The sequence below is a fragment of the Mesorhizobium sp. Root102 genome (assembly GCF_001425625.1).
Classification (GTDB): domain Bacteria; phylum Pseudomonadota; class Alphaproteobacteria; order Rhizobiales; family Rhizobiaceae; genus Mesorhizobium.
On the sequence record NZ_LMCP01000013.1, the window covers coordinates 39,228 to 60,925 of the forward strand.

General features: G+C 61.9%; 23 protein-coding genes and 2 pseudogenes. 17 read left to right on the plus strand and 8 right to left on the minus strand.

Features of this window, described 5'->3' with window-relative positions:
- Positions 1 to 117: 117 nt before the first annotated feature.
- The gene (locus ASD12_RS14535; RefSeq protein WP_056586993.1) at positions 118 to 1,746 is read right to left on the minus strand and encodes a glycosyltransferase family 39 protein; all 1,629 of its coding nucleotides are present in this window, start codon (positions 1,744 to 1,746) and stop codon (positions 118 to 120) included.
- 321 nt (positions 1,747 to 2,067) lie between these two features.
- On the opposite strand from ASD12_RS14535, the gene ASD12_RS14540 reads away from it, so the two are divergent.
- Positions 2,068 to 2,571, plus strand: coding sequence for a DUF995 domain-containing protein (locus tag ASD12_RS14540; RefSeq protein WP_082525437.1), 504 nt, complete (start codon positions 2,068 to 2,070; stop codon positions 2,569 to 2,571).
- A 387-nt stretch (positions 2,572 to 2,958) separates the two neighbouring features.
- Positions 2,959 to 3,372: a hypothetical protein gene (locus tag ASD12_RS14545; protein ID WP_348271718.1), complete on the plus strand. Its 414-nt coding sequence runs from the start codon at positions 2,959 to 2,961 to the stop codon at positions 3,370 to 3,372.
- Here the strand turns inward: ASD12_RS14545 and galE are convergent.
- Together galE and ASD12_RS14555 are read right to left on the minus strand one after the other, a co-directional pair.
- The gene (gene galE, locus ASD12_RS14550; protein WP_056587005.1) at positions 3,326 to 4,405 is read right to left on the minus strand and encodes a UDP-glucose 4-epimerase GalE; all 1,080 of its coding nucleotides are present in this window, start codon (positions 4,403 to 4,405) and stop codon (positions 3,326 to 3,328) included. The two genes, ASD12_RS14545 and galE, sit on opposite strands and share 47 nt — an antisense overlap.
- Positions 4,402 to 5,439: a UDP-glucuronic acid decarboxylase family protein gene (locus ASD12_RS14555; protein ID WP_056587008.1), complete on the minus strand. Its 1,038-nt coding sequence runs from the start codon at positions 5,437 to 5,439 to the stop codon at positions 4,402 to 4,404. Before ASD12_RS14555 ends, galE begins: the two co-directional genes overlap by 4 nt.
- Before the next feature lie 735 nt (positions 5,440 to 6,174).
- Between ASD12_RS14555 and ASD12_RS14565 the strand changes: the two genes are divergently transcribed.
- The 6 genes and pseudogenes from ASD12_RS14565 (at position 6,175) to ASD12_RS14590 (ending at position 10,555) form a co-directional block, all read left to right on the plus strand.
- Entirely contained in the window at positions 6,175 to 6,786 is a 612-nt protein-coding gene (locus ASD12_RS14565) for a hypothetical protein (protein ID WP_056587013.1), read from the plus strand.
- Entirely contained in the window at positions 6,783 to 7,637 is an 855-nt protein-coding gene (locus tag ASD12_RS14570; RefSeq protein WP_056587016.1) for a 23S rRNA (adenine(2030)-N(6))-methyltransferase RlmJ, read from the plus strand. Before ASD12_RS14565 ends, ASD12_RS14570 begins: the two co-directional genes overlap by 4 nt.
- 261 nt (positions 7,638 to 7,898) lie before the next feature.
- Complete coding sequence (locus ASD12_RS14575; protein WP_056587020.1) at positions 7,899 to 8,351, plus strand: hypothetical protein; 453 nt, start codon at positions 7,899 to 7,901, stop codon at positions 8,349 to 8,351.
- Positions 8,352 to 8,446: 95 nt separating this feature from the next.
- Positions 8,447 to 9,026: pseudogene (locus ASD12_RS14580) on the plus strand (TetR/AcrR family transcriptional regulator).
- Positions 9,023 to 9,837, plus strand: a pseudogene (locus ASD12_RS14585) (DMT family transporter). The pseudogenes ASD12_RS14580 and ASD12_RS14585 overlap by 4 nt, the downstream one beginning before the upstream one ends.
- A 103-nt stretch (positions 9,838 to 9,940) precedes the next feature.
- Positions 9,941 to 10,555: a LysE family translocator gene (locus tag ASD12_RS14590; RefSeq protein WP_056587022.1), complete on the plus strand. Its 615-nt coding sequence runs from the start codon at positions 9,941 to 9,943 to the stop codon at positions 10,553 to 10,555.
- 95 nt (positions 10,556 to 10,650) lie between these two features.
- On the opposite strand, the gene ASD12_RS14595 is transcribed toward ASD12_RS14590, so the two are convergent.
- Together ASD12_RS14595 and ASD12_RS34860 are read right to left on the minus strand one after the other, a co-directional pair.
- Positions 10,651 to 10,962, minus strand: a complete 312-nt coding sequence (locus ASD12_RS14595) for a transcriptional regulator (RefSeq protein ID WP_056587025.1) — start codon at positions 10,960 to 10,962, stop codon at positions 10,651 to 10,653.
- 440 nt (positions 10,963 to 11,402) lie between these two features.
- The gene (locus tag ASD12_RS34860; RefSeq protein WP_200950977.1) at positions 11,403 to 11,969 is read right to left on the minus strand and encodes a hypothetical protein; all 567 of its coding nucleotides are present in this window, start codon (positions 11,967 to 11,969) and stop codon (positions 11,403 to 11,405) included.
- Positions 11,970 to 12,138: 169 nt separating this feature from the next.
- Between ASD12_RS34860 and ASD12_RS35305 the strand changes: the two genes are divergently transcribed.
- Positions 12,139 to 12,558, plus strand: coding sequence for a GNAT family N-acetyltransferase (locus tag ASD12_RS35305; RefSeq protein ID WP_244482848.1), 420 nt, complete (start codon positions 12,139 to 12,141; stop codon positions 12,556 to 12,558).
- Positions 12,559 to 12,845: 287 nt separating this feature from the next.
- On the plus strand, positions 12,846 to 13,442 hold the full coding sequence (locus ASD12_RS14610) for a glutathione S-transferase family protein (protein WP_056587027.1): 597 nt from the start codon (positions 12,846 to 12,848) through the stop codon (positions 13,440 to 13,442).
- 105 nt (positions 13,443 to 13,547) lie between these two features.
- On the opposite strand, the gene ASD12_RS14615 is transcribed toward ASD12_RS14610, so the two are convergent.
- Positions 13,548 to 14,210 (minus strand): outer membrane protein, encoded by a 663-nt coding sequence (locus tag ASD12_RS14615; RefSeq protein WP_056587030.1) that lies wholly within the window; start codon positions 14,208 to 14,210, stop codon positions 13,548 to 13,550.
- Positions 14,211 to 14,622: 412 nt separating this feature from the next.
- Between ASD12_RS14615 and ASD12_RS14620 the strand changes: the two genes are divergently transcribed.
- The 6 genes from ASD12_RS14620 to ASD12_RS14645 all read left to right on the plus strand — a co-directional run bounded on the left by ASD12_RS14620 (position 14,623) and on the right by ASD12_RS14645 (position 19,857).
- Complete coding sequence (locus ASD12_RS14620) at positions 14,623 to 15,387, plus strand: SDR family oxidoreductase (protein ID WP_056587032.1); 765 nt, start codon at positions 14,623 to 14,625, stop codon at positions 15,385 to 15,387.
- Positions 15,384 to 17,453, plus strand: coding sequence for an excinuclease ABC subunit UvrC (gene uvrC, locus ASD12_RS14625; protein WP_056587035.1), 2,070 nt, complete (start codon positions 15,384 to 15,386; stop codon positions 17,451 to 17,453). The genes ASD12_RS14620 and uvrC overlap by 4 nt, the downstream gene beginning before the upstream one ends.
- Before the next feature lie 160 nt (positions 17,454 to 17,613).
- Complete coding sequence (gene pgsA / locus ASD12_RS14630) at positions 17,614 to 18,210, plus strand: CDP-diacylglycerol--glycerol-3-phosphate 3-phosphatidyltransferase (RefSeq protein ID WP_023673449.1); 597 nt, start codon at positions 17,614 to 17,616, stop codon at positions 18,208 to 18,210.
- Between the two features lies 1 nt (position 18,211).
- Positions 18,212 to 18,469 (plus strand): molybdopterin converting factor subunit 1, encoded by a 258-nt coding sequence (moaD, locus tag ASD12_RS14635; protein WP_056587038.1) that lies wholly within the window; start codon positions 18,212 to 18,214, stop codon positions 18,467 to 18,469.
- 1 nt (position 18,470) lies between these two features.
- Complete coding sequence (locus tag ASD12_RS14640; RefSeq protein ID WP_056587040.1) at positions 18,471 to 18,947, plus strand: molybdenum cofactor biosynthesis protein MoaE; 477 nt, start codon at positions 18,471 to 18,473, stop codon at positions 18,945 to 18,947.
- Between the two features lie 145 nt (positions 18,948 to 19,092).
- Positions 19,093 to 19,857, plus strand: a complete 765-nt coding sequence (locus ASD12_RS14645) for a YbaY family lipoprotein (RefSeq protein WP_056587169.1) — start codon at positions 19,093 to 19,095, stop codon at positions 19,855 to 19,857.
- A 66-nt stretch (positions 19,858 to 19,923) separates the two neighbouring features.
- Here ASD12_RS14645 and ndk read toward each other — a convergent pair whose 3' ends face one another.
- A complete protein-coding gene (gene ndk, locus ASD12_RS14650) occupies positions 19,924 to 20,346 on the minus strand; it encodes a nucleoside-diphosphate kinase (protein WP_013532476.1) in 423 nt (140 codons plus the stop codon).
- A gap of 292 nt (positions 20,347 to 20,638) precedes the next feature.
- On the opposite strand from ndk, the gene ASD12_RS14655 reads away from it, so the two are divergent.
- Positions 20,639 to 20,887: a DUF2934 domain-containing protein gene (locus ASD12_RS14655; protein WP_056587043.1), complete on the plus strand. Its 249-nt coding sequence runs from the start codon at positions 20,639 to 20,641 to the stop codon at positions 20,885 to 20,887.
- 87 nt (positions 20,888 to 20,974) lie between these two features.
- Here the strand turns inward: ASD12_RS14655 and ASD12_RS14660 are convergent, their stop codons facing one another.
- Positions 20,975 to 21,667 (minus strand): glutathione S-transferase family protein, encoded by a 693-nt coding sequence (locus tag ASD12_RS14660; protein ID WP_056587046.1) that lies wholly within the window; start codon positions 21,665 to 21,667, stop codon positions 20,975 to 20,977.
- Positions 21,668 to 21,698: the final 31 nt, after the last annotated feature.

The following is a 21,698-nucleotide window of genomic DNA, read 5'->3' on the forward strand; positions in this document are numbered from 1 at the left end:
CGGGATACGGTTCGCCTGGGCCACCGCCTTGCCGGCCTTCGGCAGGCGAATGCGGGGCCGCTGAACCGTTGGGGCTGTATCCTGTCCAAAGCCCACAGCCCCAGCCCGTCGCGGTTCTCACGGACGGCTGATCCTATAGACCAGCAAATCGTCCGAATCCACAAGCTTGGTTCCGGTCTTGTCCAGATAGTCGATGACCCCGTCATGATGCTCAACGAACAGTCGGTCCTTCTTGTCGGCCGCGTTCTTGGCGACGCCAAACAGGTCCGCGCCTTGCGCGCGCAACGTCTCGAGCTGCGCGATCGCGGTGGCGTCGTCCGCGACGAAGTTCGACCATTCGACATCGCCGCCGCCAGGCGGGAACACCCAACCGCGCGCCCTGCTGTAATACACGGCGACGGGATCGCCGACCTCGGGCGCGATGGCGACAACGAGGTCGCCCGGTTGCGCCAACCGCGCCAGTTCGTCGCCAAGCAGCTTGCCGTTCATGGCGATCGGCGTCTTCATTGTCCTGACAAGGGGAAAAGTCGACCAGACGAGCGTGACGGCAGCGATGCAGATCGCGCGCAACACGACCGCCGGCGACAGAACGGCTCCCGATGCAAGCGTTGCCAGGAGAAACGCACCGCGGCCGCAGAACATCGCGAACGGTACATGGAAGATGTGATAATTCCAGGGATTGCTGGTGATCTCGCGCGCCGCCGCCAGATAGACGACCATGGCCGCAGCCAGCCAGACATAGGGGATGGCAGAAAGAGTGCGTTGCTTTGGGTCCCCGACGGGTCTGGGTGGCAGCCAGAAGCCGACCGCGATCAGCACCATGAACGGATAGCCGTAGAACCACCAGACAGAGGTGTTCCATACGGATTTGAAGTAGAAGCTGTTCCTGAAGAATGCCCAGAAACCGGAATCCCAGATATAGCCGCTGCCCGCGACATGAAACGGCGGATAGCTGCGACCGAGATAGATGGCCCAGCTGAAATAGGCACCAATGATGGCCAGGCTCAAAAGCCCAGACAGCAAGACCTTGGCCGCCTGCTTTCGCTTCTTCTCCAGCATCCAGCAGACCATCAGGTAGAAGATGACGGCGCCGGCTGCGAGGCCCGGCGGCTTCGACAGTGCGCCGAGCGAGAAGCTGGCCGTGGCGAGCGGCAAGAGCCAGCCGCCGCCGCCGGCCCAGTATTTCGCGAACAGCCAGACGCCGAGCGTCACCAGGGCCAGCATCGAGGGATCGGGAAGAAACGAGCTGTCGATCATGATCGCCGCCGGCATCAGCGCGTAGGCAAGCGCCGCGGCGTGGGCGTGGGTCTCGTCCCAGCATAGCGCCGTTAGTCTGTGCAGCGAAAACACCGTCACCAGGCCAAAGAAGGCTGCAACCATGCGGCCGAACCAGTCGTGCCAGCCGAAGATCTGGTAGAGCAGGGCGGTCAGATAGCTGACGATCTGGAACTCGCGGCCCTGATAACTCGGCCCGGGCCCGGTCCAGCTGACCTCCGGAAAGAAGATGTTCCAGCTACGCTGCTGGAAATTGTCGGCCATCATGGCCGTGCTTGTTTCGCGCCAGCTGAAGGCATCGACGAGAGGCAAGGTGATGTTGTGGAACCTGAACACGACCGCAATGAACAGGATCCCCAGCAAGATCGCCGCGTTGGGGCTCAGGTGGTCGCTAGCAGCCATATGCCGGTCGGTCGACTGCGGCTGGCTTTGCTGACCTTCGGTCTGGTTCAACTCCGGGTCGTCCGTCATTTGAAGCCGCGTCCTCCTGACGTCTGCGGATGTTGCTTTTGGGCGCGATTGTCAGAGGTGGAGGAATATACGACGCAATTCTTAATTTTGACGATTGCAGCCTGTGCCCGCATCTCGAATAGTTGTTGTTCATCCGCTTCGGAAGGTTGACATCACCGTTCTCGCGACTGTTATAGTTCGCACGGCTGTCAGAGCGCTGATAGTGCTACCTTGGGCCAAACAGGCATGCGAACGCCGATTACACCGACAAGTCGGACCAGATTGCCGCCGCTTGATGACAGCTGTCGGCAACGCCGTCGGTCAGCAAGTTGCACGCGACTTGTGTTCCTCCTGGCTCTCTGCGGCCAGACGGCGCTTGCGGGAACGGCGCACGCGGCTGCCGCCAAAGACAGTGGGCCTGCGGAAGCGGTTGCCGCCACTGTTCCAACTGCCTACGAGCTGTCGCTTCTTTACGCCGACCGCACATGGGTGTGGAAAAATGGAGCGGCCTATTTCGCACAGGGCAATCGACGCCTCGATGCCTGGACGTCCGGGCCGGACACGGCGTCTTTCGCGGCGGGCAGATGGCTGGTCACCAAGGACGGCAAGATGTGCATGGAGCTCGCCTGGCGGTCGAAGGGCTACACCGGCAAGCAAAATCGCACCTGCTACAGCCACCGGATTCAGAACGGGAACATCGAGAAACGCAAGGATCCGGATGGGGAATGGTACGGTTTCAAGGGATCTCCCAAGGATGTTTCCGACGAATACCGGAAATTCGAAGTGGGCAACACAAAAGGCGCTCAGTTCGAAGCGACCCGAAAGCTGGTCGATCCCAAGAGTTAGGCCGTATTTCAGCCGCGCGCTGGGACACGACCTGTCGAATCCCGTGGGACCCGTCTTGAACAACCACCGAAATCCGTCGTGTTTTGAGAGCAGGCGGCTCTTGCCGGGCGACTGTCAAGGAGCTGACGAATCGATTATGCTGAAGCATCAAGCGGTTCGGTTGGAACCGCCGGCGCCGATCTCCGATTGATCGCATTTAATCGCATTTTTATCTGACAGAACGACGAGACGATGAGCCTACCATACGGTTTTGATTAAAATTAATAATTAGTGATGTCTAATGTTTCTGCGTGATGTGCGAGTGGTTGCTCATGCGGCGTGCAAGCGGCGAAGACATAGTATGTCGCGCCACGCTCTTGGCTTATACTTGATAGCAAGGGACACATGATGAACAATTCCGCAATGGGCGGATTTCGCTCAAGCAAAAAAATACGATCTATTGTTGCAGCTGTAGCGATGAGCTCTGTGGTTGCAGGTTGTCAGGGTATGGATGCGACCGAAACCAATTCGGTCCTCATCAAGCCCGTGGTCCACGCGGTCGGCAGCCAGCCCGCGGTCCAGCCTGGATTCTTCGTGCGTTCGCTCAGAGCCGAGCCGACGATCCAGATGATCAGCACAGTGCGCACGACTGAAAGAGATTACGCCTTTGCATCGCCGCAGCGGATCACAGTCCGCACGCCGGCGCCGGTGAAAGTCTCTTTCAATCCGGGCGATGGCGGCCCGGTCCTGGGCGGTTCGCCCTTTATCTGCAGCCCTAGCGGATTTGGCCAGCGCGCGAGCTGCCGGCCCCGTTATCTCTGATCTGTCGGGCGGCGATGGATGCTGCCGCCTCGGTTGGCGGCAGTTTCATCGGTTTCGTCTTCAGCCCAAAAAACGGGGCAGCCGTCCTGACGATCGTGTCGATGTCGGAAAGCTCCGGCACGAAGCCAAGCTGTTCGCGTGCGCTTCCCGGATCGGCGTAGAGCTCTGCCGGATCTCCCGGGCGCCTGCTCCTGAAGACGGCTGGAACCGATCTTGACGTCATTCGGCTGACCGCCTGGACAATCTCCTTGATGGACACGCCCCGCCCGGTGCCGAGGTTGACCGCCAGGTTTTGTCCGCCGCGCTCGAGATGCATGAGGGCTTTCAGATGGGCGCGGGCCAGATCGCTGACATGGATATAGTCGCGTACGCAGGTGCCGTCCGACGTGTCGTAATCCGTGCCGAAAACCTCGATCTCGTCGATGATACCTGATGCGGCCATGAGCACTCTGGGAACCAGATGCGTCTCTGGCGAATGCCATTCCCCAAGTTCGCCGTCGGGATCGGCGCCGCAAGCGTTGAAATAGCGCAGGACCGCGAATTTCATTCCGTATGCTGACGCATAGTCGCCGATGATCTGTTCGCCCATCAGCTTGGTGCGCCCGTAAGGGCTGATCGGATTTTGCGAGGAGGTCTCGCGAACGGGCAACGCTTCCGGCACGCCGTAGGTTGCGCAACTGCTGGAGAAGATGATGTTCTCGATGGAACACGCGCGCGCCGCATCGAGCACCGCGATGGTGCCTGTTACATTGGTCGAGTAGTATTCGGCCGGCTCGTGAACGGACTCGCCGACATAGGCCAGCGCCGCAAAGTGGATCACTGCTGTCGGCCGGTACGTTTCCATCGCCCCCCGCAGTGCATCCCGATCCCGGATATCGCCGACAACAAGCGGACCCCAGGCAACGGACTTCGCGTTGCCGCGGCTCAGATTGTCGAAGACCACCGGCACATAACCGGCCGCGGCCAGCAGCTTGCAGGTGTGGCTGCCGATGAAGCCGGCCCCACCCGTCACCAGGATTGCCGCACGGGTCATGAAGCCGCTGCTCCTTTGGCCATGTGACTTCCGTAGAGCAGGGCGTCAAAATACTCGACGGTACGCGCGAGCCCCTGGCTCAAGCTGATCTTGGGCTCCCAACCGAGATTGGCCCTGGCAAAGGAGATGTCCGGCCTGCGCTGTCTGGGATCGTCGACCGGCAGCGGCCGATGCACGATCTTCGATCGGGCGTTGGTGTAATCGACGACCAGCGTCGCCAGTTCCATGATGGTGAACTCGGCAGGGTTGCCAAGGTTGACCGGGTGCGCGGGCGCGCTCGGCGCGTTCATCAGCCGGATAAAGCCCTCGATCAGGTCGTCGGCATAGCAGAAGGAGCGCGTCTGCAGGCCACTGCCATAGACGGTCAGGTCCTTGCCGCGCAACGCCTGGACGATGAAGTTCGAAACCACGCGCCCGTCATCGGGCTGCATGTGGCGGCCGTAGGTGTTGAAAATACGGGCAACGCGGATATCGAGGCCATAGGTTCTCGAATAGTCGAAGAACAGCGTTTCGGCCGAGCGCTTGCCCTCATCATAGCAGGACCGCGGTCCGTGCGTATTGACGTTGCCGAAGTAGCTCTCGGGCTGTGGGTGCACGAAGGGGTCGCCATAGACTTCGGACGTGGAGGCCTGGAATATCTTGGCCTTGTTCTGTCGCGCGAGTTCCAGGAGGTTCAGCGAACCAAGCACGCTTGTCTTGAAGGTATGGATCGGGTCTGCCTGGTAGTGCGGCGGAGAGGCTGGGCAAGCGAGATTGTAGATCTCATCGCACTGAAGGCCTGAAGGCAGTGCATCGACGATATCGTGCTCGATGCACGTGAATCTCGGATTACGCAGAAGGGCATTGAGATTGTATCTCTTGCCGGTGTGGAAATTGTCGAGTGCGACAACCTCGTATCCGTCCCGCAAGAGACGTTCGCACAGATGCGATCCCAAGAACCCCGCACCTCCGGCGACCAGGGCGCGGCTTCGGCTTTGTGTGGCGCCCCTTTGACTGCCGGATTCCAGGTTCAGAACCTTGACAAGCTTACCCATACTTACCTCGCACGCACCGCACACGCTACCGCCGGGCCGGGACAAAGCATTGCCCGGCCACGTCCTTGAGAACGTGGCAAACCTCCGCAGCCGCGGAATCGCCATCACTGATGTGCGTCAATTGTTCTTTGGGTTCACGGAACTGATGCTACGACACGACTTAAGCGTTGCCGTTCAGCATTTTCTGCGCCCCGAAACCGCGATAACACGCCTCGTGCCATCATCGTCGATTGCTCGCCCAAATTGCACATCCCAACACATCGAAAATATACCTGTGGAAATCATAGTCAACTAAATTAGCAATTCCTTAATCATATCTGTTTGCGAATGGTTAACCATGAGGTCGGCCGAGGCCGCGCGAGGCCGAGCCATGGGAGTCCAAGGGGGGATCCTCATTGTGAATCAGCGTATTGAGGCGGCCACTGAAAAATATGCAATCGGACGCGGCAAGCTGTTCGCAAGGCAGAATCAAAACTTGGCAGCGAGGAGCGCCAAGAATGAGCCGCGTGGCGCAATTCAGGGGCGCACGTTCATTTCATAGGGGAGTGCCGATCATCTTAGCAATGGCTTTTGAGCGCATAGGTAGAACCTTGTCTGCATCGTTGCGGGGCCACGCCGCCAACCGAGTTGCTCCCCTATCCCTGATCCACCTCCTGAATGGCTGCGGCAACTGGCCATCGCCTTTTGACCGTCGGGGCGCTATTGGCAAGGTCACGATATTCTGTGGTGATGTGAATGCGCTTTCTGTTTGTCCTGATCCTGCTCGCCGGCACTAGTATCGGTGTCATCTATCCTTGGGCGATGAGCAATTTCTCCGGCCACGAGATCGGCACCTGGCGGGTCTATGAGCAGGGCCGCTTCAAGCCGCTGACGGTGTCGCTCGCCGCCCGCGACGCACCGGTGCGGGTGCTGGTCGACTTGACGGCAAGAGCCGAGCGCATCGTTTCGCAGCAGCGCACCGTGCTGACGCTGACCGCCGCCAGCAACGGCCGCACGGTGCTGGCCTCGACGCTGCAGTTCAACCATTCCGACAACCCGCGCCAAGCCAGCCCGCAGCTGCCCGACAAGATCTTTCGCGACGAGGCCGGCGTGATCGCGGCCGTCAGCCCGGGCCCCTATATCTTCACCGTCGGACCGGGTGATGCCGACGACATACCGATGCGAGCGGTCGATCTCATCCTGCGCTCCGGTGTCGGCGAGATCGACAGCCGTGCGCGGCCGATCGGCTTCTCGTTGATGGCGATCGGGTTGATCGGGTTTTTGCTGACCCTGCGTTCTGGCGGCGGCCGGCCGGAAAATCCGAACTCGCAACCGCCACCGCCGCGCTGGGGCAGGGGCTCCACGTGAACTACCGCCACGCCTATCATGCGGGAAATTTCGCCGACGTCGTCAAACACGTCGTGCTGACGCGACTGCTCGAATATCTGAAGCAAAAGGACAAGGCGTTTCGCGTCATCGATACCCATGCTGGCATCGGCCGCTATGATCTGTCGTCGGTCGAAGCGCAGAAGACCGGTGAGTGGCAAGGCGGCATCGGCAGGCTGATCGATGCCCCGTTTGCCGCACCGGTGGCGGCACTGCTTGCGCCTTATCTGGAGACGGTGCGGGCGCTCAACCCCGAGGGTGGCATCCAGAAATATCCTGGCTCGCCGCTGATCGCGCGTCATCTCATCCGCAAGCAGGACCGGCTGACAGCAATCGAGCTGCACCCCAAGGATGTTGCGAAGCTGAGGACGCTCTTTGCCGGTGATTTCCAGGCCCGGATCATCGAACTCGATGGCTGGCTGGCGCTCGGCGCGCATCTGCCGCCGAAGGAAAAGCGCGGCCTGGTTCTCATCGATCCGCCGTTCGAGGAGGCGGGCGAGTTCGAGCGCCTCGTTGACGGGCTCACAAGGGCGCACAAGCGGTGGCCCGGCGGCATCTATGCGCTGTGGTATCCGATCAAGGACCGCAAGGCGATCATCGCCTTCCGCAAGGCGCTGAAGCAATCCGGCATCCCGAAGCTGCTCGACATCGAATTCGAGATCAGGCCCGCTTCATCGGAGCCCAGCCTCGACGGCAGTGGCCTGCTGGTGGTCAACCCGCCATTCACGCTGGAGGGTGAACTGCGTGCATTGCTGCCGGCTTTGCACAGACTGCTTGCGGTGGGGAGGCCGGCGCACTGGTCGTTGGAATGGCTGGCCGGCGAGCAGGCTTGACGCAAGGTGTTCGGGAGTCGCCATTTCGGTACCAGGCGCGAAAAAGCCCGCGTTCCTGAGGGGTCGGGAAGGCGGGCTCTTTAACGACCCAAGGCTCGCGCTCTCTGGATCCAGGTATCAACGTGCCGGAGCCATTCCGGTTCCACGCAAGTCCGGCTTTGGCCAAGGCAGTTTCAAACTGGGAAACCATTGTTTCCGCAACCGCTTGACCGCCGCCAAGCGAATCCGCACAGTGCGCGCAATCGACCTTGAGAGGCTGCCATGACTCGCTTCGCCAAATCCGCCCTTGCCGCCCTGATTTCGCTCTGCACTCCACTCGCCGCGCCTCTCGGCGTCACCCAGGCCGTGCAGGCCGCCGATCTTACGGTCTATTCCGATGAGGACAGCGGCGTCTGTGGTGAAGCCTGGGTGCTGAACAAGATCACCAGCCGCTTCTCTTACCAGGTGCATCACGTGCCGCATCTGCCGAACGTCCAGATCACCGATTTCCAGCGCATCCACCAGCACCGCTACCTGCCGGCCAACGACAGCTGGCCGATCGGCCGCCGCTACTGCGGCGCCACCGTCAGTCTCTCCGACGGCCGCGATCGCGCCATCTGGTACCTGATCGAGGAAGGCCAGGGTTTTGCCTCGATCGGCGACAACGTCGAATTCTGCGTCTCGGGTTTCGACCGCTGGATGGTCTACAACGGCCGTTGCCGCGTCCTGCGCTAAAACGCAGCTTTCCCGTTCCGATCCTTTTTCGCGCCTGCGGCCTGATCGGCCGCAGGCGCCTTTCCGTGTTGTGTTGACAGAAGATGCCATCCGTCGTGACATCATCGCCTGCTTCCGACAAGCGTCAGCACGTCGTCGAAACGGCCTACGCGTTGTTCAAGCGCGCAGGCTTCCATGCCACCGGAATCGACCGGATCATCGCAGAGGCCGAGGTGGCCAAGATGACAATGTTCGCCACTTTCCCAGCAAGGACGAGCTGATCGTCGAGGTGCTCGACTATCGCGCCAGGCGTTTTGAAAGCCAGCTTGACCGCCTCGCCCAACAGGGCACCACGCCAGAGCAGAAAATTGGAGAGATTTTCGACTGGCATGAACGTTGGTTCCGCAGCCCGGATTTCCGTGGCTGCCTGTTCGCGGATGCGCTGGCCGAGTTCGGTGTTCCCGGCATCCGGTTTTCAAGGCTGTGGCGAGGCAGAAGAACGGCCTCAAGCGGCATATGCGGTCGATCCTCGAAGAGGTGATGCCGCGCGGCCGCGCCGAGAGTGTGGCGGCGACACTGCTGATGCTCATCGAAGGTGCGACCTTGCTGGCACAGATGGGGCAGGCGGACATCGCCATTCGCGACGCCCGCAAGGCGGCCCTGGGCATCATCGCCGCCTCGCGCAGGCCGCAATGAGCCCGTTGGTCATCGGGCTCGCGCTGTTTGCGGCGATCCTGCACGCAACCTGGAACGCCTTCCTGCGAACGGGAGTCGACAGGCTGTGGACCGTCACAGTCATGAGCTTTTCCAGTACGGCGCTTGCCATTCCCTTCGCCATGTTTCACGCCCTTCCGGCCGCACAGGCGGCCTGCCTGCAGGTCGGCTACAGCGTGTTTCTGGTGGTCGCCTACGGATATGGCGAGCTGGGACAGGTCTATCCGATCGTTCGCGGCAGCGTGCCGGTGCTTGTCACGCTTGGCGGATTTTTCCTCGCCAACCAGCAGCTCACCATCCGCAGACCGTCGGCGTCGCGCTGGTCGCCCGCGGCATCATGGGTCTCTCGCTGGGAAGGGGAAGAGCCTCCACCACACCGATCCTCTATGCGCTGGCAACGGGAGCGATCATCGCCGCCTATGCGACCGTCGATGCGATCGGCGTTCGCGCGGCGGGAAATGCCGGCGCCTATACTGCCGGGGTTCTGCTGATCTACGGCGCCTTGCTGCCGGCGACCTTCGTCGCCTGCCGCGGCCGGCTAACTGTCGAGCCGCGGGCGCCGGAAACTTGGAAGGCGCTGGGCGGCGGCCTGTTCGCGATCTTGGCCTACGGCGTCGTGGTCGCGGCCTTCGCGCTTGGACCGGCCGGCCCGATCACCGCGATCCGCGAAACCAGCGTCGCCTTCGCGGCCTTCGTCGGGCGCCTGTTCCTGGGCGAGATGCTGACGCCGCGGCGGGTCGGCGCCTGCGCCATCGTCGCGCTCGGCGCCGTCTGCCTCGGCTATCAGCCGTGACGAAAATGCGCATCACGAAGATCCTGAATTTTCCTGATACCGCCGACAGGCAAACTGGCTAATCTGAACGCCCGAGAGTAACAAATCACTTTCGGGAGTCTTTATGGACCTTGCCACCATCCTTGCCTTCGCGGCTGCCTTCTTCGTGTTCGCTGCCAGCCCCGGACCGGACAACATGACGATTGTCGCGCGCACGATCTCCAGCGGCGCCGCCTCGGGTATCGCCCATGGCGCAGGCACGGTGGTTGGCATACTCATCTTCCTGATCCTCGCCGCCTTCGGCCTGTCGATCATCGCCGCCAAGATGGCGATCGTCATGACGGTACTTCGTTATGGCGGAGCGGCCTATCTGATCTGGATGGGCATCAGGCTGTGGACCGCCGTGCCCGTCGTGCCGGAACTGCAACCCGTCTCCGGACGGCGCGGGCTGCTGACGATTTTTGCCACCGGCATCGCGCCCAATCTCGGCAATCCGAAAATGCCGTTGTTCTACGTTGCGCTGCTGCCGAACCTGGTCGGCGCATCGCTCAACGCTGGTCATCTCGGTGTGCCGATGACGGTGATCCTGGCCGTCGAGGTTGTGGTGATTGGCGGCCATGTCATCCTCGCCGGTCGCGCCCGCGGCCTGTTGCGCACGCCGAAGATCGTGCGCCGGGTGAACCGCGCGGCGGGCGGTGTGATGATCGGTGCCGGCGTTGCCGTGGTCGCCACACGCTAGCAGTTCCAGGAAAGGTGTGAGCCGGTTTTCCCGGGAAAAGCGCATAGCGCTTTCCCCTGGAATTGCGTCAGACCAAAGAGATGGAGCCGGTTCTGCTATTTTCTGCGCGGCGCCGCGTCAGCCTGATCGAGAACTTTGCGCAGGAACGCGGCGTGGCCGCGGAACGCGCGCCGGCCGCTCGTCGTCGCCCTGACGCGCGTCTGCGGTCGGCGCCCAACGAACAGCTTCTCGATATCGACATAGCCGGCCCTAGCCAGCGTATCGAGATGCGCGCCGAGATTGCCGTCGGTGACGTCCATGATGGCCTTCAACTGGCTGAAGTCCAGCGTTTGCCGCCTTTCCAGCATGTTCAGGGCGGCCATGATCCTGAGCCGTGTGCTCTGATGGATGATTTCATCGGCACTCATCAGTCAACTCCGATGCGGCCGAGGTCGCTGCCGTGGGGGCTCGGCAATCTCGAACGGCGACAGCGCTGCTTGATCCTGTGCGATCGACATCGAAGCACTCCAGTATCCCGTGCAGAATACTCTGCGATGTAGAGTTGTCTGTCAATTCGCGCGCAAACGGGTGGTGCGATCGTGCTTGACAAGGTGATGCAGCGATCGGCCATCGGATGGCAGTATAGATCGTCTGCTTGCACGAGATGATCGCGCCGATGAAGCAGCGGGTCACGATGTCATCGGCCGAAGATCGATGCGCAAGCTGCTGACTGATCTTCAGAGCTTCACCGGAGGAACGGTCTCGCAGGGTGTAGAGAATGTCTGTGGCACACTCTAGGCAATGGTCGAAGATCAGCAGCGGATCTTTGCGACGATCAGCACGATCGTGTGCGATCCGTAACCAAAATTTAAGCTGCAGAAATCAGTCTGTTGCTTCGCTGGCTAGCAAGCCGCGAGTCAGATATGCATGAGCGCGCCGGGTCATTACGGCCATCGGCACAACGGAAGGGGCATCGCATGGCTAAGCAGTCATCCAAAGCGCCGGCGTCCAAGGCACCGGCAAAGAAAGCACCCGTAAAAGCAGCAACGGCGAAGGTCGCAGCTGCAGTGAAGAAAGCAGCACCTGCTGCCAAGCCGAAGGCGGCCGCGCCGAAGGCAAAAGCAGCACCGGCAAAGAAGCCGGCAGCAAAGGCCGCTGCAAAACCGGCAGTGAAGAAGGCGGCACCTGCCAAGGCAGCGGCAAAGCCGGCTGCGAAGGCGGCACCGGCCAAGAAGCCAGCTGCGAAGGCTGCGGCAAAACCCGCAGTGAAGAAGGCAGCACCCGCCAAGAAGCCGGCTGCGAAAGCTGCACCTGCCAAGAAACCGGCAGCGAAGGCTGCACCGGCAAAGAAGGCGGCGGCAGCGAAGTCTTCAGCACCGGTGAAGAAAGCGGCACCTGCGGCCAAGCCGAAGGCAGCACCCGCGAAGGCCGGCAAGAAGTAGTCGCGTCTTCCCTCGCTGGGGGCGTGCCGAGACAGTCAAGGGCGGGTGCCTGACAGGCGCCGCACTCGCTGTTTGGTCACTTGGAAGGCGAGAACAGAGGCGGATGGAGGATATCTTTTCGCAGCTCCCAGGACTTCGCCATAGGGCGAAGTCCGGTGGGGCTTGGTCCGCGTCAACGATGGCGGATCAAATCTCGGCGCGAAGCTTTTTCAGTCTTTGTTGTCGACCAGCGATCCGCGTGCCGCCACTGTCTGCGCGGCAAGGACTCCGGGTCGGCTGCCTGATGGTGAAGTGACTTTGGAGCTCACGATTCGCGGAGCAAACGAGGATGATGCGGAAGCCGTGAGCCGCGTGATCCTGGCAGCTCTGCGACAGACCAATGCGAAAGACTACTCGCAAGACATCATCGCTCGTGTGGAGCAGAGCTTCAGCCCATCCGCTGTCTCTGTGCTTTTGAGGAAGCGGAGGGTTTCTGTCGCGGTTGTGCGTGGCAGGATCGTTGGAACAGCCAGCCTCGATGGAAGCATTGTTCGATCCGTCTTTGTGGATACTGAACTGCGAGGCCATGGTATCGGCAAATGACTTATGGCGGAGGTTGAGGAAGCGGCGCACGCGGGGTGGTGTCACCGTGCTGACCGTGCCGTCCTCGGTGACGGCAGAGCCATTTTACGCCGGGCTTGGATACAAGCCGGTTCGCGACAGCTACCATGGTGATGAACGCGCCATCATCATGGAGCGTTCGCTAAACGGCCCCTGGTCAACGACGCTGATACATGTCGCTCGCTGGCGGCCGGGTTTTCCGCTTCTGGCCATTGCTCGATCGCGCCTGATCGGTCAACACTGCCCGCCTGCAAAACAGGAACCCTATCATGCCCAGACTGCTCTATGCGTCGTCTTCTCCCTACAGTTCCAAGGTACGAATGGCAGCAGCCTATGCCGGCATCGCCGTCGATCTGGTGCCGATCAAGACCGAGGAGAAGCCGGCCGACTTGATGATCGCCAACCCGCTCGGCAAGATCCCGGTTCTGGTGCTCGACGACGGCCGCTCGATCCACGACAGCCGCGCCATCACCCAGCACCTCAACCGGGTTTCGAAGAGCGCGCTTTTCCCGCGCAATCCCGACAAGCGGCTCGAGGCGGAAGTGCTGGAGGCGTTGGCGGACGGCATTTGCGACTGCGCGCTGTCGATGGTCTATGAACGGCGCACGCGGCCTGAGGAGATGGTCTACCAGCCCTGGCTCGATCGCCAGTGGTCAAAGATCACGGCGGCACTCGATCTGCTCAACGCCAACCCGCCAAAACTGCCGAAGAAGATCACTGCCGGCCAAATGGCGCTGCGCGCCTGCCTTGGCTATCTCTCGCTGCGCTTTGCCGGGAAATGGGAGAAGGGTCGCGCCCGACTGACACGGTGGGCAGCGCGCTTCGACGAGAAGTTTCCAGAGTTGAGGCCGTGCATTCCCGGGTGATCGATTGATCACCTGGGGTGACCGATCGGATTCCCCGCGTGATCACTCGGGCACAAAAAAAGCCGGGCGCGAGGCCCGGCTTTTTCGTGTCGTGGCTTGAACGACTTAGAACTTCATACCAACGCCGAAGGTGACGCGATTGTCGGTGGCCTTGACCTTGCCGATACCATCGAAGCTCTTGCTGCCGAAGTCGGTGTAGCGGTACTCGACACGGCCGAAGACATTGTCGGTCAGCTTGATGTCGGTGCCGAGACCAGCCGTCCAGCCGATCATCGTGGCGCGGTCTGTGCCGTATGTGGAATCTTCCACCTTCAGGCTCCTGCCGGCGAGACCGCCGGTGCCATAGAGCAGGATTTCCGGGGTCACGGCATAGCCAAGACGGGCCCGCAGCGAGCCTTCGAAGCCGGCCTTGGAATTGACGCCGGAATCGTCGCCCTTGACGCCGTTGTAGCCGAGTTCGGCTTCAGCACCGTAAACGAAGTTCTCCTGCTGCCACTGATAGCCGCCGAAGACGCTGCCAACGAAGCCCTTGGTGCCGACGTCAACGTTGTCGACACCCAGATCCTTTTCTTTGGTATGGCCGCTGAAGCCATAGCCGACGTTGAGACCGGCATAGGGGCCGGCCCACGACGCGACAGGAAGTTCAGCAATCGGCGCGGGTGCCGGGGGCTCTTCGGAAACGACGTCCGCGGCATAAGCGGTTCCGCTGAGGGCGAAGAGCCCGAGCGCGACGGCCAACGGCCGTGCGAATTTGAGATTGGCTTGCATTGTTCTTTACTCCTTAAGCCACAGGACACAGGCTTGTTTCTCACGATCGCCATCTACCCGTCCGGGGGGTGAAACGGATCTGGCGTTCGTCGGTTCCAAATGTCGTGTCAAAATGCGGCTGAAGCGAACCTGAACTTGGGTCATTACCCGGCGCGAATGAGGCGGAACCTTGACGTTGCATCTTCGCAACAGCGAAATGGCAGGAGCCGTTCCATGCTGCGCCGCACACCGCTTGGTGCAAGGAGTCCAGCGTCCTATATTCCGCTCGGTGGCTTTGAGTCAAAGACGAGTCGGGACGCCCAACCGGCCATTTCGCCACAATGCTGCCCAAGGTGCGAACGCCATTTAACGCATGCCGGGCCATATTTCGCCGGCACCGTGTTTTCGGGCCGAAATTGAGGATTGACACCATATGAGCAGAGCCACTGCCACCGCGCTGGTGACGGGCGGGGCCAAACGGGTCGGCAGGGCGATCGTCGAGGATCTCGCCGCACACGGTTTTGCCGTCGCCATCCATTGCAACCGCTCGCGTGTCGAGGCCGATGTGTTGGCTGCCGCAATCATCGCCAGCGGCGGCCGCGCTGTGGTGATCGCGGCCGACCTGACTGATATGGATGCCGTCGGCGATCTCGTCGGCCAGGCGCAAGCAGCGCTCGGACCGCTCTCGCTGCTGGTCAACAATGCGTCGCTGTTCGAGGACGATTCGGTTCTGGACTTAGACTGGCGGGCCTGGGATCGGCACTTTGCCGTTCATGTGAAGGCGCCGGCGCTCCTGGCGCAGAACTTCGCCCGGGCGTTGCCGGAAGGGCAGGAGGGCCTGATCGTCAATATGATCGATCAGCGCGTCTGGCGGCCGACACCGCGATATTTCTCCTACGCGCTTTCCAAGTCGACACTGTGGACAGCCACCCAGATGATGGCGCAGGCGCTCGGCCCTCGCATCCGCGTCAATGCCATCGGTCCGGGGCCGACCTTGAAGAACGCGCGCCAGGACGACAGCGATTTCGCCGCGCAGGTTGACGGCTTGATCCTCAAGCGCGGCCCGGAATTGCCGGAATTCGGCGCCACAATCCGCTATCTCTGGGAAGCGCGCTCGGTCACCGGCCAGATGATTGCGCTGGATGGTGGCCAGCATCTTGCGTGGCAGACGCCCGATGTGACAGGCATGGCGGAATGAGTCCTGTAGACCACAAAAACAAGCTGCGCGGTGGCACCGACGATCTGCCCCCCGATATCGACCTCGAGGACGAGGCGGTCGAGGAGATCGTCGAACCAGCCGGTCCTGGTGTCGCCTTCACCGCTATTGACTGGACGCCGCATGCTGGCGACGCCGAAGGCATGGTCGGCGCCGAGGTGATCCAGACACTCGTCAAGCGGCTGCCCAACGCGCCCGGCGTCTATCGCATGATGAACGCCGCCGGCGATGTGCTCTATGTCGGCAAGGCGCGCAGCCTGAAGAAGCGCGTCACCAACTATGCGCAAGGCCGCTTCCACACTACCCGCATCGGCCGCATGGTGCGCGAGACGTCGACGATGGAGTTCGTCGTCACCCGCACCGAGATCGAAGCGCTGCTGCTCGAAGCCAATCTTATCAAGCGCTTGCGGCCGCGATTCAATGTGCTGATGCGGGACGACAAGTCTTTTCCCTATATTCTTTTGACCGGCGACCATGTCTCGCCGGGCATCTACAAGCATCGCGGCGCGCGCTCGCGCAAAGGCGACTATTTCGGCCCTTTCGCTTCGGCTGGCGCCGTCGGCCGCACCATCAACTCGCTGCAGCGCGCCTTCCTGCTGCGCAGTTGCACCAATTCTTTTTACGAGAACCGCACGCGGCCGTGCCTATTGTACCAGATCAAGCGCTGCGCCGGCCCCTGTACCGGCGAGGTCTCGCACCAGGACTATGCCGAGCTGGTCGGCGAGGCGAAGGACTTTTTGTCCGGCCGCAGCCAGAAGGTGAAGACGGAAATCTCGGCCGCCATGCAGCAAGCGTCGGAAGCTCTCGATTTCGAGCGCGCCGCCATCTATCGCGATCGACTTGCCGCCCTGTCGCATGTGCAGAGCCATCAGGGCATCAATCCGGCGACCGTCGACGAGGCCGATGTCTTCGCCATCCATCAGGAAGGCGGCCAGGTCTGTATCCAGGTGTTCTTCTTTCGCACCGGCCAGAACTGGGGCAACCGCGCCTATTTCCCCAAGGCCGATCCGGCGTTGGAAGCGGCGGAGGTGTTGGGCTCGTTCCTGGCGCAGTTCTATGACGACAAGCCGACGCCGCGGACCGTTCTTTTGTCGCATGGCGTCGAGGATCAGGAGTTGCTGGCCGAGGCGCTCTCCACCCGCGCCGGCCGCAAGGTCGCGATCTCCGTGCCGCAGCGTGGCGAGAAGAAGGACCTGATCGACAACGCGCTGCAAAATGCCCGCGAGGCGCTCGGACGCCGGCTGGCTGAAACCTCCACACAGGGACGCCTGCTTGCCGGCTTTGCTGAGACCTTCGGCCTGCCTAAGCCGCCGGTGCGCATAGAGGTCTATGATAACTCACACATTATGGGCACCAATGCGGTCGGCGCCATGGTCGTCGCGGGACCGGAAGGTTTCGTGAAGAACCAGTACCGGAAATTCAACATCCGCTCGACCGAGATCACGCCTGGCGACGATTTCGGCATGATGCGCGAGGTGATGGAGCGGCGGTTTTCGCGGCTGCTCAAGGAGCATGGCGATGTTGCCGTGGCCCACGATGCGGCGGCAGCCGAAGCTGGCGAGGATATCGAAGACGATATCTCCGGCAGCTTCCCGGCCTGGCCCGACGTCATCCTGATCGACGGTGGCCAGGGCCAGATGACGGCGGTGCGCAAGATTCTCGCCGATCTCGGCATCGAGGATCGCGTCGTTGCGATCGGCATCGCCAAGGGGCAGGACCGCGATGCCGGCCGCGAGCGCTTTTTCGTCAGGGACAGGGACTCTTTTTCGCTGCCGGTGCGCGATCCCGTGCTCTATTTCGTCCAGCGCCTGCGCGACGAGGTTCACCGTTTCGCCATCGGCTCGCACCGTGCGCGGCGCAAGAAGGAAATGGTCAAGAGCCCACTCGATGAGATCGCCGGCATCGGCCCAGGCCGCAAGCGGGCTTTGCTGCTGGCATTCGGCACCGCCAAGGCGGTCAGCCGCGCGGCTATCGAGGATTTGAGGAAAGTCGACGGTATTTCCGAACAGGTCGCCAAACTGGTCTACAATCATTTCCACGAGAGCTGATGCACGTCGCCCAAAAGTGCGCAGCGGTTTTGGGGTAACGACATGCATCACGCTTTTGAGAAGGATTCGGGGTATTTTCGACTGGCCAATCGATTCTGGCCTGTTGACCCCCCACATTCGCATCTGATTTGAGTACGCAGGCAGAAAGAGTCCCCCGGATATGGCCAAGCGCGCGTTCAACCTTCCCAACATGCTCACCTATGCCCGCATCGTCGCGGTGCCGCTGGTGGTGCTGTGCTTTTTTCTCGAAGGACATCTGAAGTCGAGCGACTTCGCCCGCTGGTCGGCACTGATCATCTTCCTGCTAGCCTCGATCACCGATTATCTGGATGGCTACCTGGCGCGCGCCTGGCAGCAGACCTCCAACATCGGCAAGATGCTTGACCCGATCGCCGACAAGCTGCTGGTCGCCACCTGCCTGCTGCTGCTGGCCGCCGACACCGACCGTCATGCCGGCATCGCCGGATGGTCGCTGTGGGCGGCGATCATCATCCTTTGCCGCGAAATCCTCGTCTCGGGCCTGCGCGAATATCTGGCGGCGCTGAAGGTCTCGGTGCCGGTGACGCAGCTGGCAAAATGGAAGACCGCGATCCAGATGGTCGCCATCGCCTTCCTGCTTGCGGGGCCTGCCGGCGACAAGATCTTCCCGCTGACCACCCAGACCGGGCTGGTGCTGCTGTGGATCGCGGCCCTGGTCACGCTCTACACCGGCTACGATTATTTCCGTGCCGGCCTCAAGCACATCATGGACGAGTGAGATGACGACCCGGCTCATCTATTTTGCCTGGGTGCGCGAACGCATCGGCGTGGCTGAGGAAGACATCGACTTGCCTGCTGGCATCGAGACGGTCGCCGATCTCCTGCGCTGGCTGAAATCGCGCGGCGAAGAATACGAGCATGCGCTGCAATATCCCGACGTGATCCGCGTCGCCATCAACCGGGAACATGTCGAGCACGGCGAGAAGATCGCAGGCGCGCGCGAGATTGCGCTGTTCCCGCCGATGACCGGAGGCTGACATGACCGGTGCGGTCGTACCCGTCGTGCGCATTCAGGCGCAGGATTTTGACGTCGCCGCCGAGATCGCCAGACTGACGCAAGGCCGCGCCGATATCGGCGCGGTGGTTTCTTTCTCCGGCCTTTGCCGGGACGAGCAGGGCACCTTGTCGGCGCTCGAGCTCGAGCACTATCCCGGTATGGCCGAAGCAGAAATCGCCCGCATCGCTGCCGAGGCGGTCGAGCGCTGGCCGTTGCAGGGCCTCACCGCCGTCCACCGCCACGGCAAGGTCGCGCCCGGCGAGAACATCGTGCTGGTGGTGACCGCCTCGGCGCATCGCCAGGCGGCGTTCGAGGCGGCGAGCTTCCTCATGGACTATTTGAAATCGCGCGCGCCCTTCTGGAAGAAGGAGCATCGCGCTGACGGCTCGGAGGGCGGCTGGGTCGAGGCCAAGGAGGCCGACGACGAGGCGGCCGGCCGCTGGAAATCGTCAGACTAAAATACCGCCGCAGCCATGCATTGACCGCAATCCTTTGGCTAATTGAGCGCGGCTGGTCAGCCTGGGCGTTGACAGCCGGGACATTGGCAGCCCCGGGGCACTGTCCAGCCTGGGCACTTGGCGGCCCGGGGCAATGGAGATGGTCATGCTGGACAGGATCGCTGAGTTCTTCGTCTTCGGTTTCGTGCCTCTGGTCGTCGGCATATTGGCCGTGCCGGAACTGTCTGTTGCCGCCGAAGATTCCGTGAGAGGCGAGGTGATCTATCGCGAGCGCATCGCCTTGCCGCCCAGTGCCGTGCTCTCCGTCCAGCTTGCGGATGTGTCACTGGCCGATGCGCCGGCCACTATTATCGGCGAGCAGAAAGTGAATCCGACCGGCCAGGTGCCGATCAGCTTCGAGATCAAATTCGACCCTTCCCTCATCCGGTCGCAGATGACTTATGCGCTGCAAGCCAGGATTACCGTCGATGACAAGCTCCTGTTCATCTCCGACATGCGCCATCAGGTCGATCCGCTGACCGACGTGCCGCAGACCATCATGCTGAAGATGGTGACGCCGAGCGCCGAGCCGGCGGTTTCGGTCTTTGACCAGCTCTGGCTGGTCGACTATGTCGACGGCATCGGTGCCATTGCCGCCCCGCAAGCGACGTTCAGGGTCAGCGGGGCCGGCAAGGCAGGCGGCAGCGGCCCCTGCAACACCTATTTCGCCACCGCCAAGGTCGATGGCCAAACAATAGCGGTCAGCGACATCGGCTCGACCTACAAGGCCTGCGCGCCGGAGGTGATGGCTGAGGAAAAGGCGATGTTCGATGCATTGGCCAAGGCCGCGTCATACAGTGTCGATGCCGGCAAGCTCGTTATATCAGACAAGGACGGCCGCGAGATCCTGCGCCTTAGCGCCGCGAGCTGACCGTCAATGAGAAAGGCCGGCGAAAACACCGGCCTTTTTACGGGATCCAAGGTCTGGACTATCGGCTCAGCCGACGATCTCGGTGTCCGAGAACCAGTACTTGATCTCTTCTGCCGCGGTCTCCGGCGCATCGGAGCCGTGCACCGAGTTTTCGCCGATCGATAGCGCATGCACCTTGCGGATGGTGCCTTCGGCGGCGTTGGCCGGGTTGGTGGCGCCCATCACTTCGCGGTTCCTGGCAATGGCATTCTCGCCTTCCAGCACCTGCACGACGGTCGGTGCGGACGACATGAATTCAACCAGCTCGCCGAAGAACGGGCGATCCTTGTGGACGGCATAGAAGCCTTCAGCTTCGCGGCGGCTCATCCAGACCCGGCGCGAGGCGATGACGCGCAGGCCGGCCTCTTCCAGCATCCTGGTGATGGCGCCGGTGAGGTTGCGCCGGGTTGCGTCCGGCTTGATCATGGAAAATGTGCGTTCGAGCGCCATGGGTCGTCCTTGTCTGTGAATGGAATTGAGAGTGGCGGGCTCTATACAAGCCGCCCGGCTCATTGCCAAGGGGTGAGGAACGGTCCGCGAGGCGGACGGAAAGCCAATTGCTTGGCTTTCCGAGTGGCTAATGCCCGGAGCGATAGCGAAGGGCCAGATCAAGCGTGCGTTCTGTATAGGGCCAGCGCCGATGAGGTAGACCACCGCCGAGACCAGACAGCTGCACAGCAACGCGTTGCTTGCTATACTCTCGCGTCGGCGCCGCGCTGAAGTCGGCCCGCATGGAGACAACATGACCATGGCAGATGATCGTCAGGAACGCATTCGCAACCGCGCGCATCAGATCTGGCTGCAAGAGGGACAGCCGGCTGGACACCATGAGCGCCATTGGCATCAGGCGGCAGCCGATGTCGACCAGGAGGATGCCGTGGGGAAGTCGGCAGCCAAGAAGGCATCTGGCGCCGGCAAGGCAAAAGCCGCCCCCAAGGAAGCAAAAGCTGCCACGAAGGCCAGCAAGCCAAGGAAGGTAGCGGCCAAGTAAGGCCGGGCTATCGCCTCGCGGCTGACCTTTTTTGCGGGACATTGACGGCCCACGTGCTGCCTTGCGGCAAGGTCAGGCGTTGCGGCGTCACGCTGCCGCGGCCACTTTTCGTCCCAGCCCGCCATGCAGGTCGAGGCAGCGGGCGAACCACTGCGCCACCACATCCCCGTCGTCGAGCAGTTGGTAAGGCGAGGCTATGCGCGCCCATTGCAGCGCGCCGAAGACGATATAGTCGGCAAACAGCGGCGAACCGCCACCGATGAATGGCTGATAGCCGAGCATTGAACGCAAGGGTTCCAGCGAGGCCCTGAAGGCGCCGCGCCCGGCGTCTCGGGCTGCCATCACGTCTTCCAGCCGCTTGCCGAGACGCTGCTCCCGGTTCTGGCGGAAATAGACGGCGTTTTCCGCGTCCTGCATGGCATGAAGGTCCATGATTGCCGCGGTGGTCACATAGGGATGGATGGTCAGTTGCGACCAGCGTTCGATGAAGCGCGCCATCGCCTTGCCGCCTTCGCCGCCAAACAGCGTCGGCCGGTCCGGATAGGCTTCATCGAGATAGAGCGCGATGGCGAAGGAATCCGCGACGACCGTCTCGCCATCCCGGATCACCGGAACGGTTCTCGAAACGCCGCCCTCAACATTGGGCACCTCGAGAAAGCGCGTCGGCGCGGTTGATATGTCGAGCCCCTTGTGGGCAAGCGCCATCGCCACCTTCCAGCAGTGCGGGCTGAACGGACGTGTGGTGTCGCGTCCGACGAGGTCATAGAGCAGAATGGTCATTGGCGGCGGCGTTCCTGCGGGTTAGGTAGGC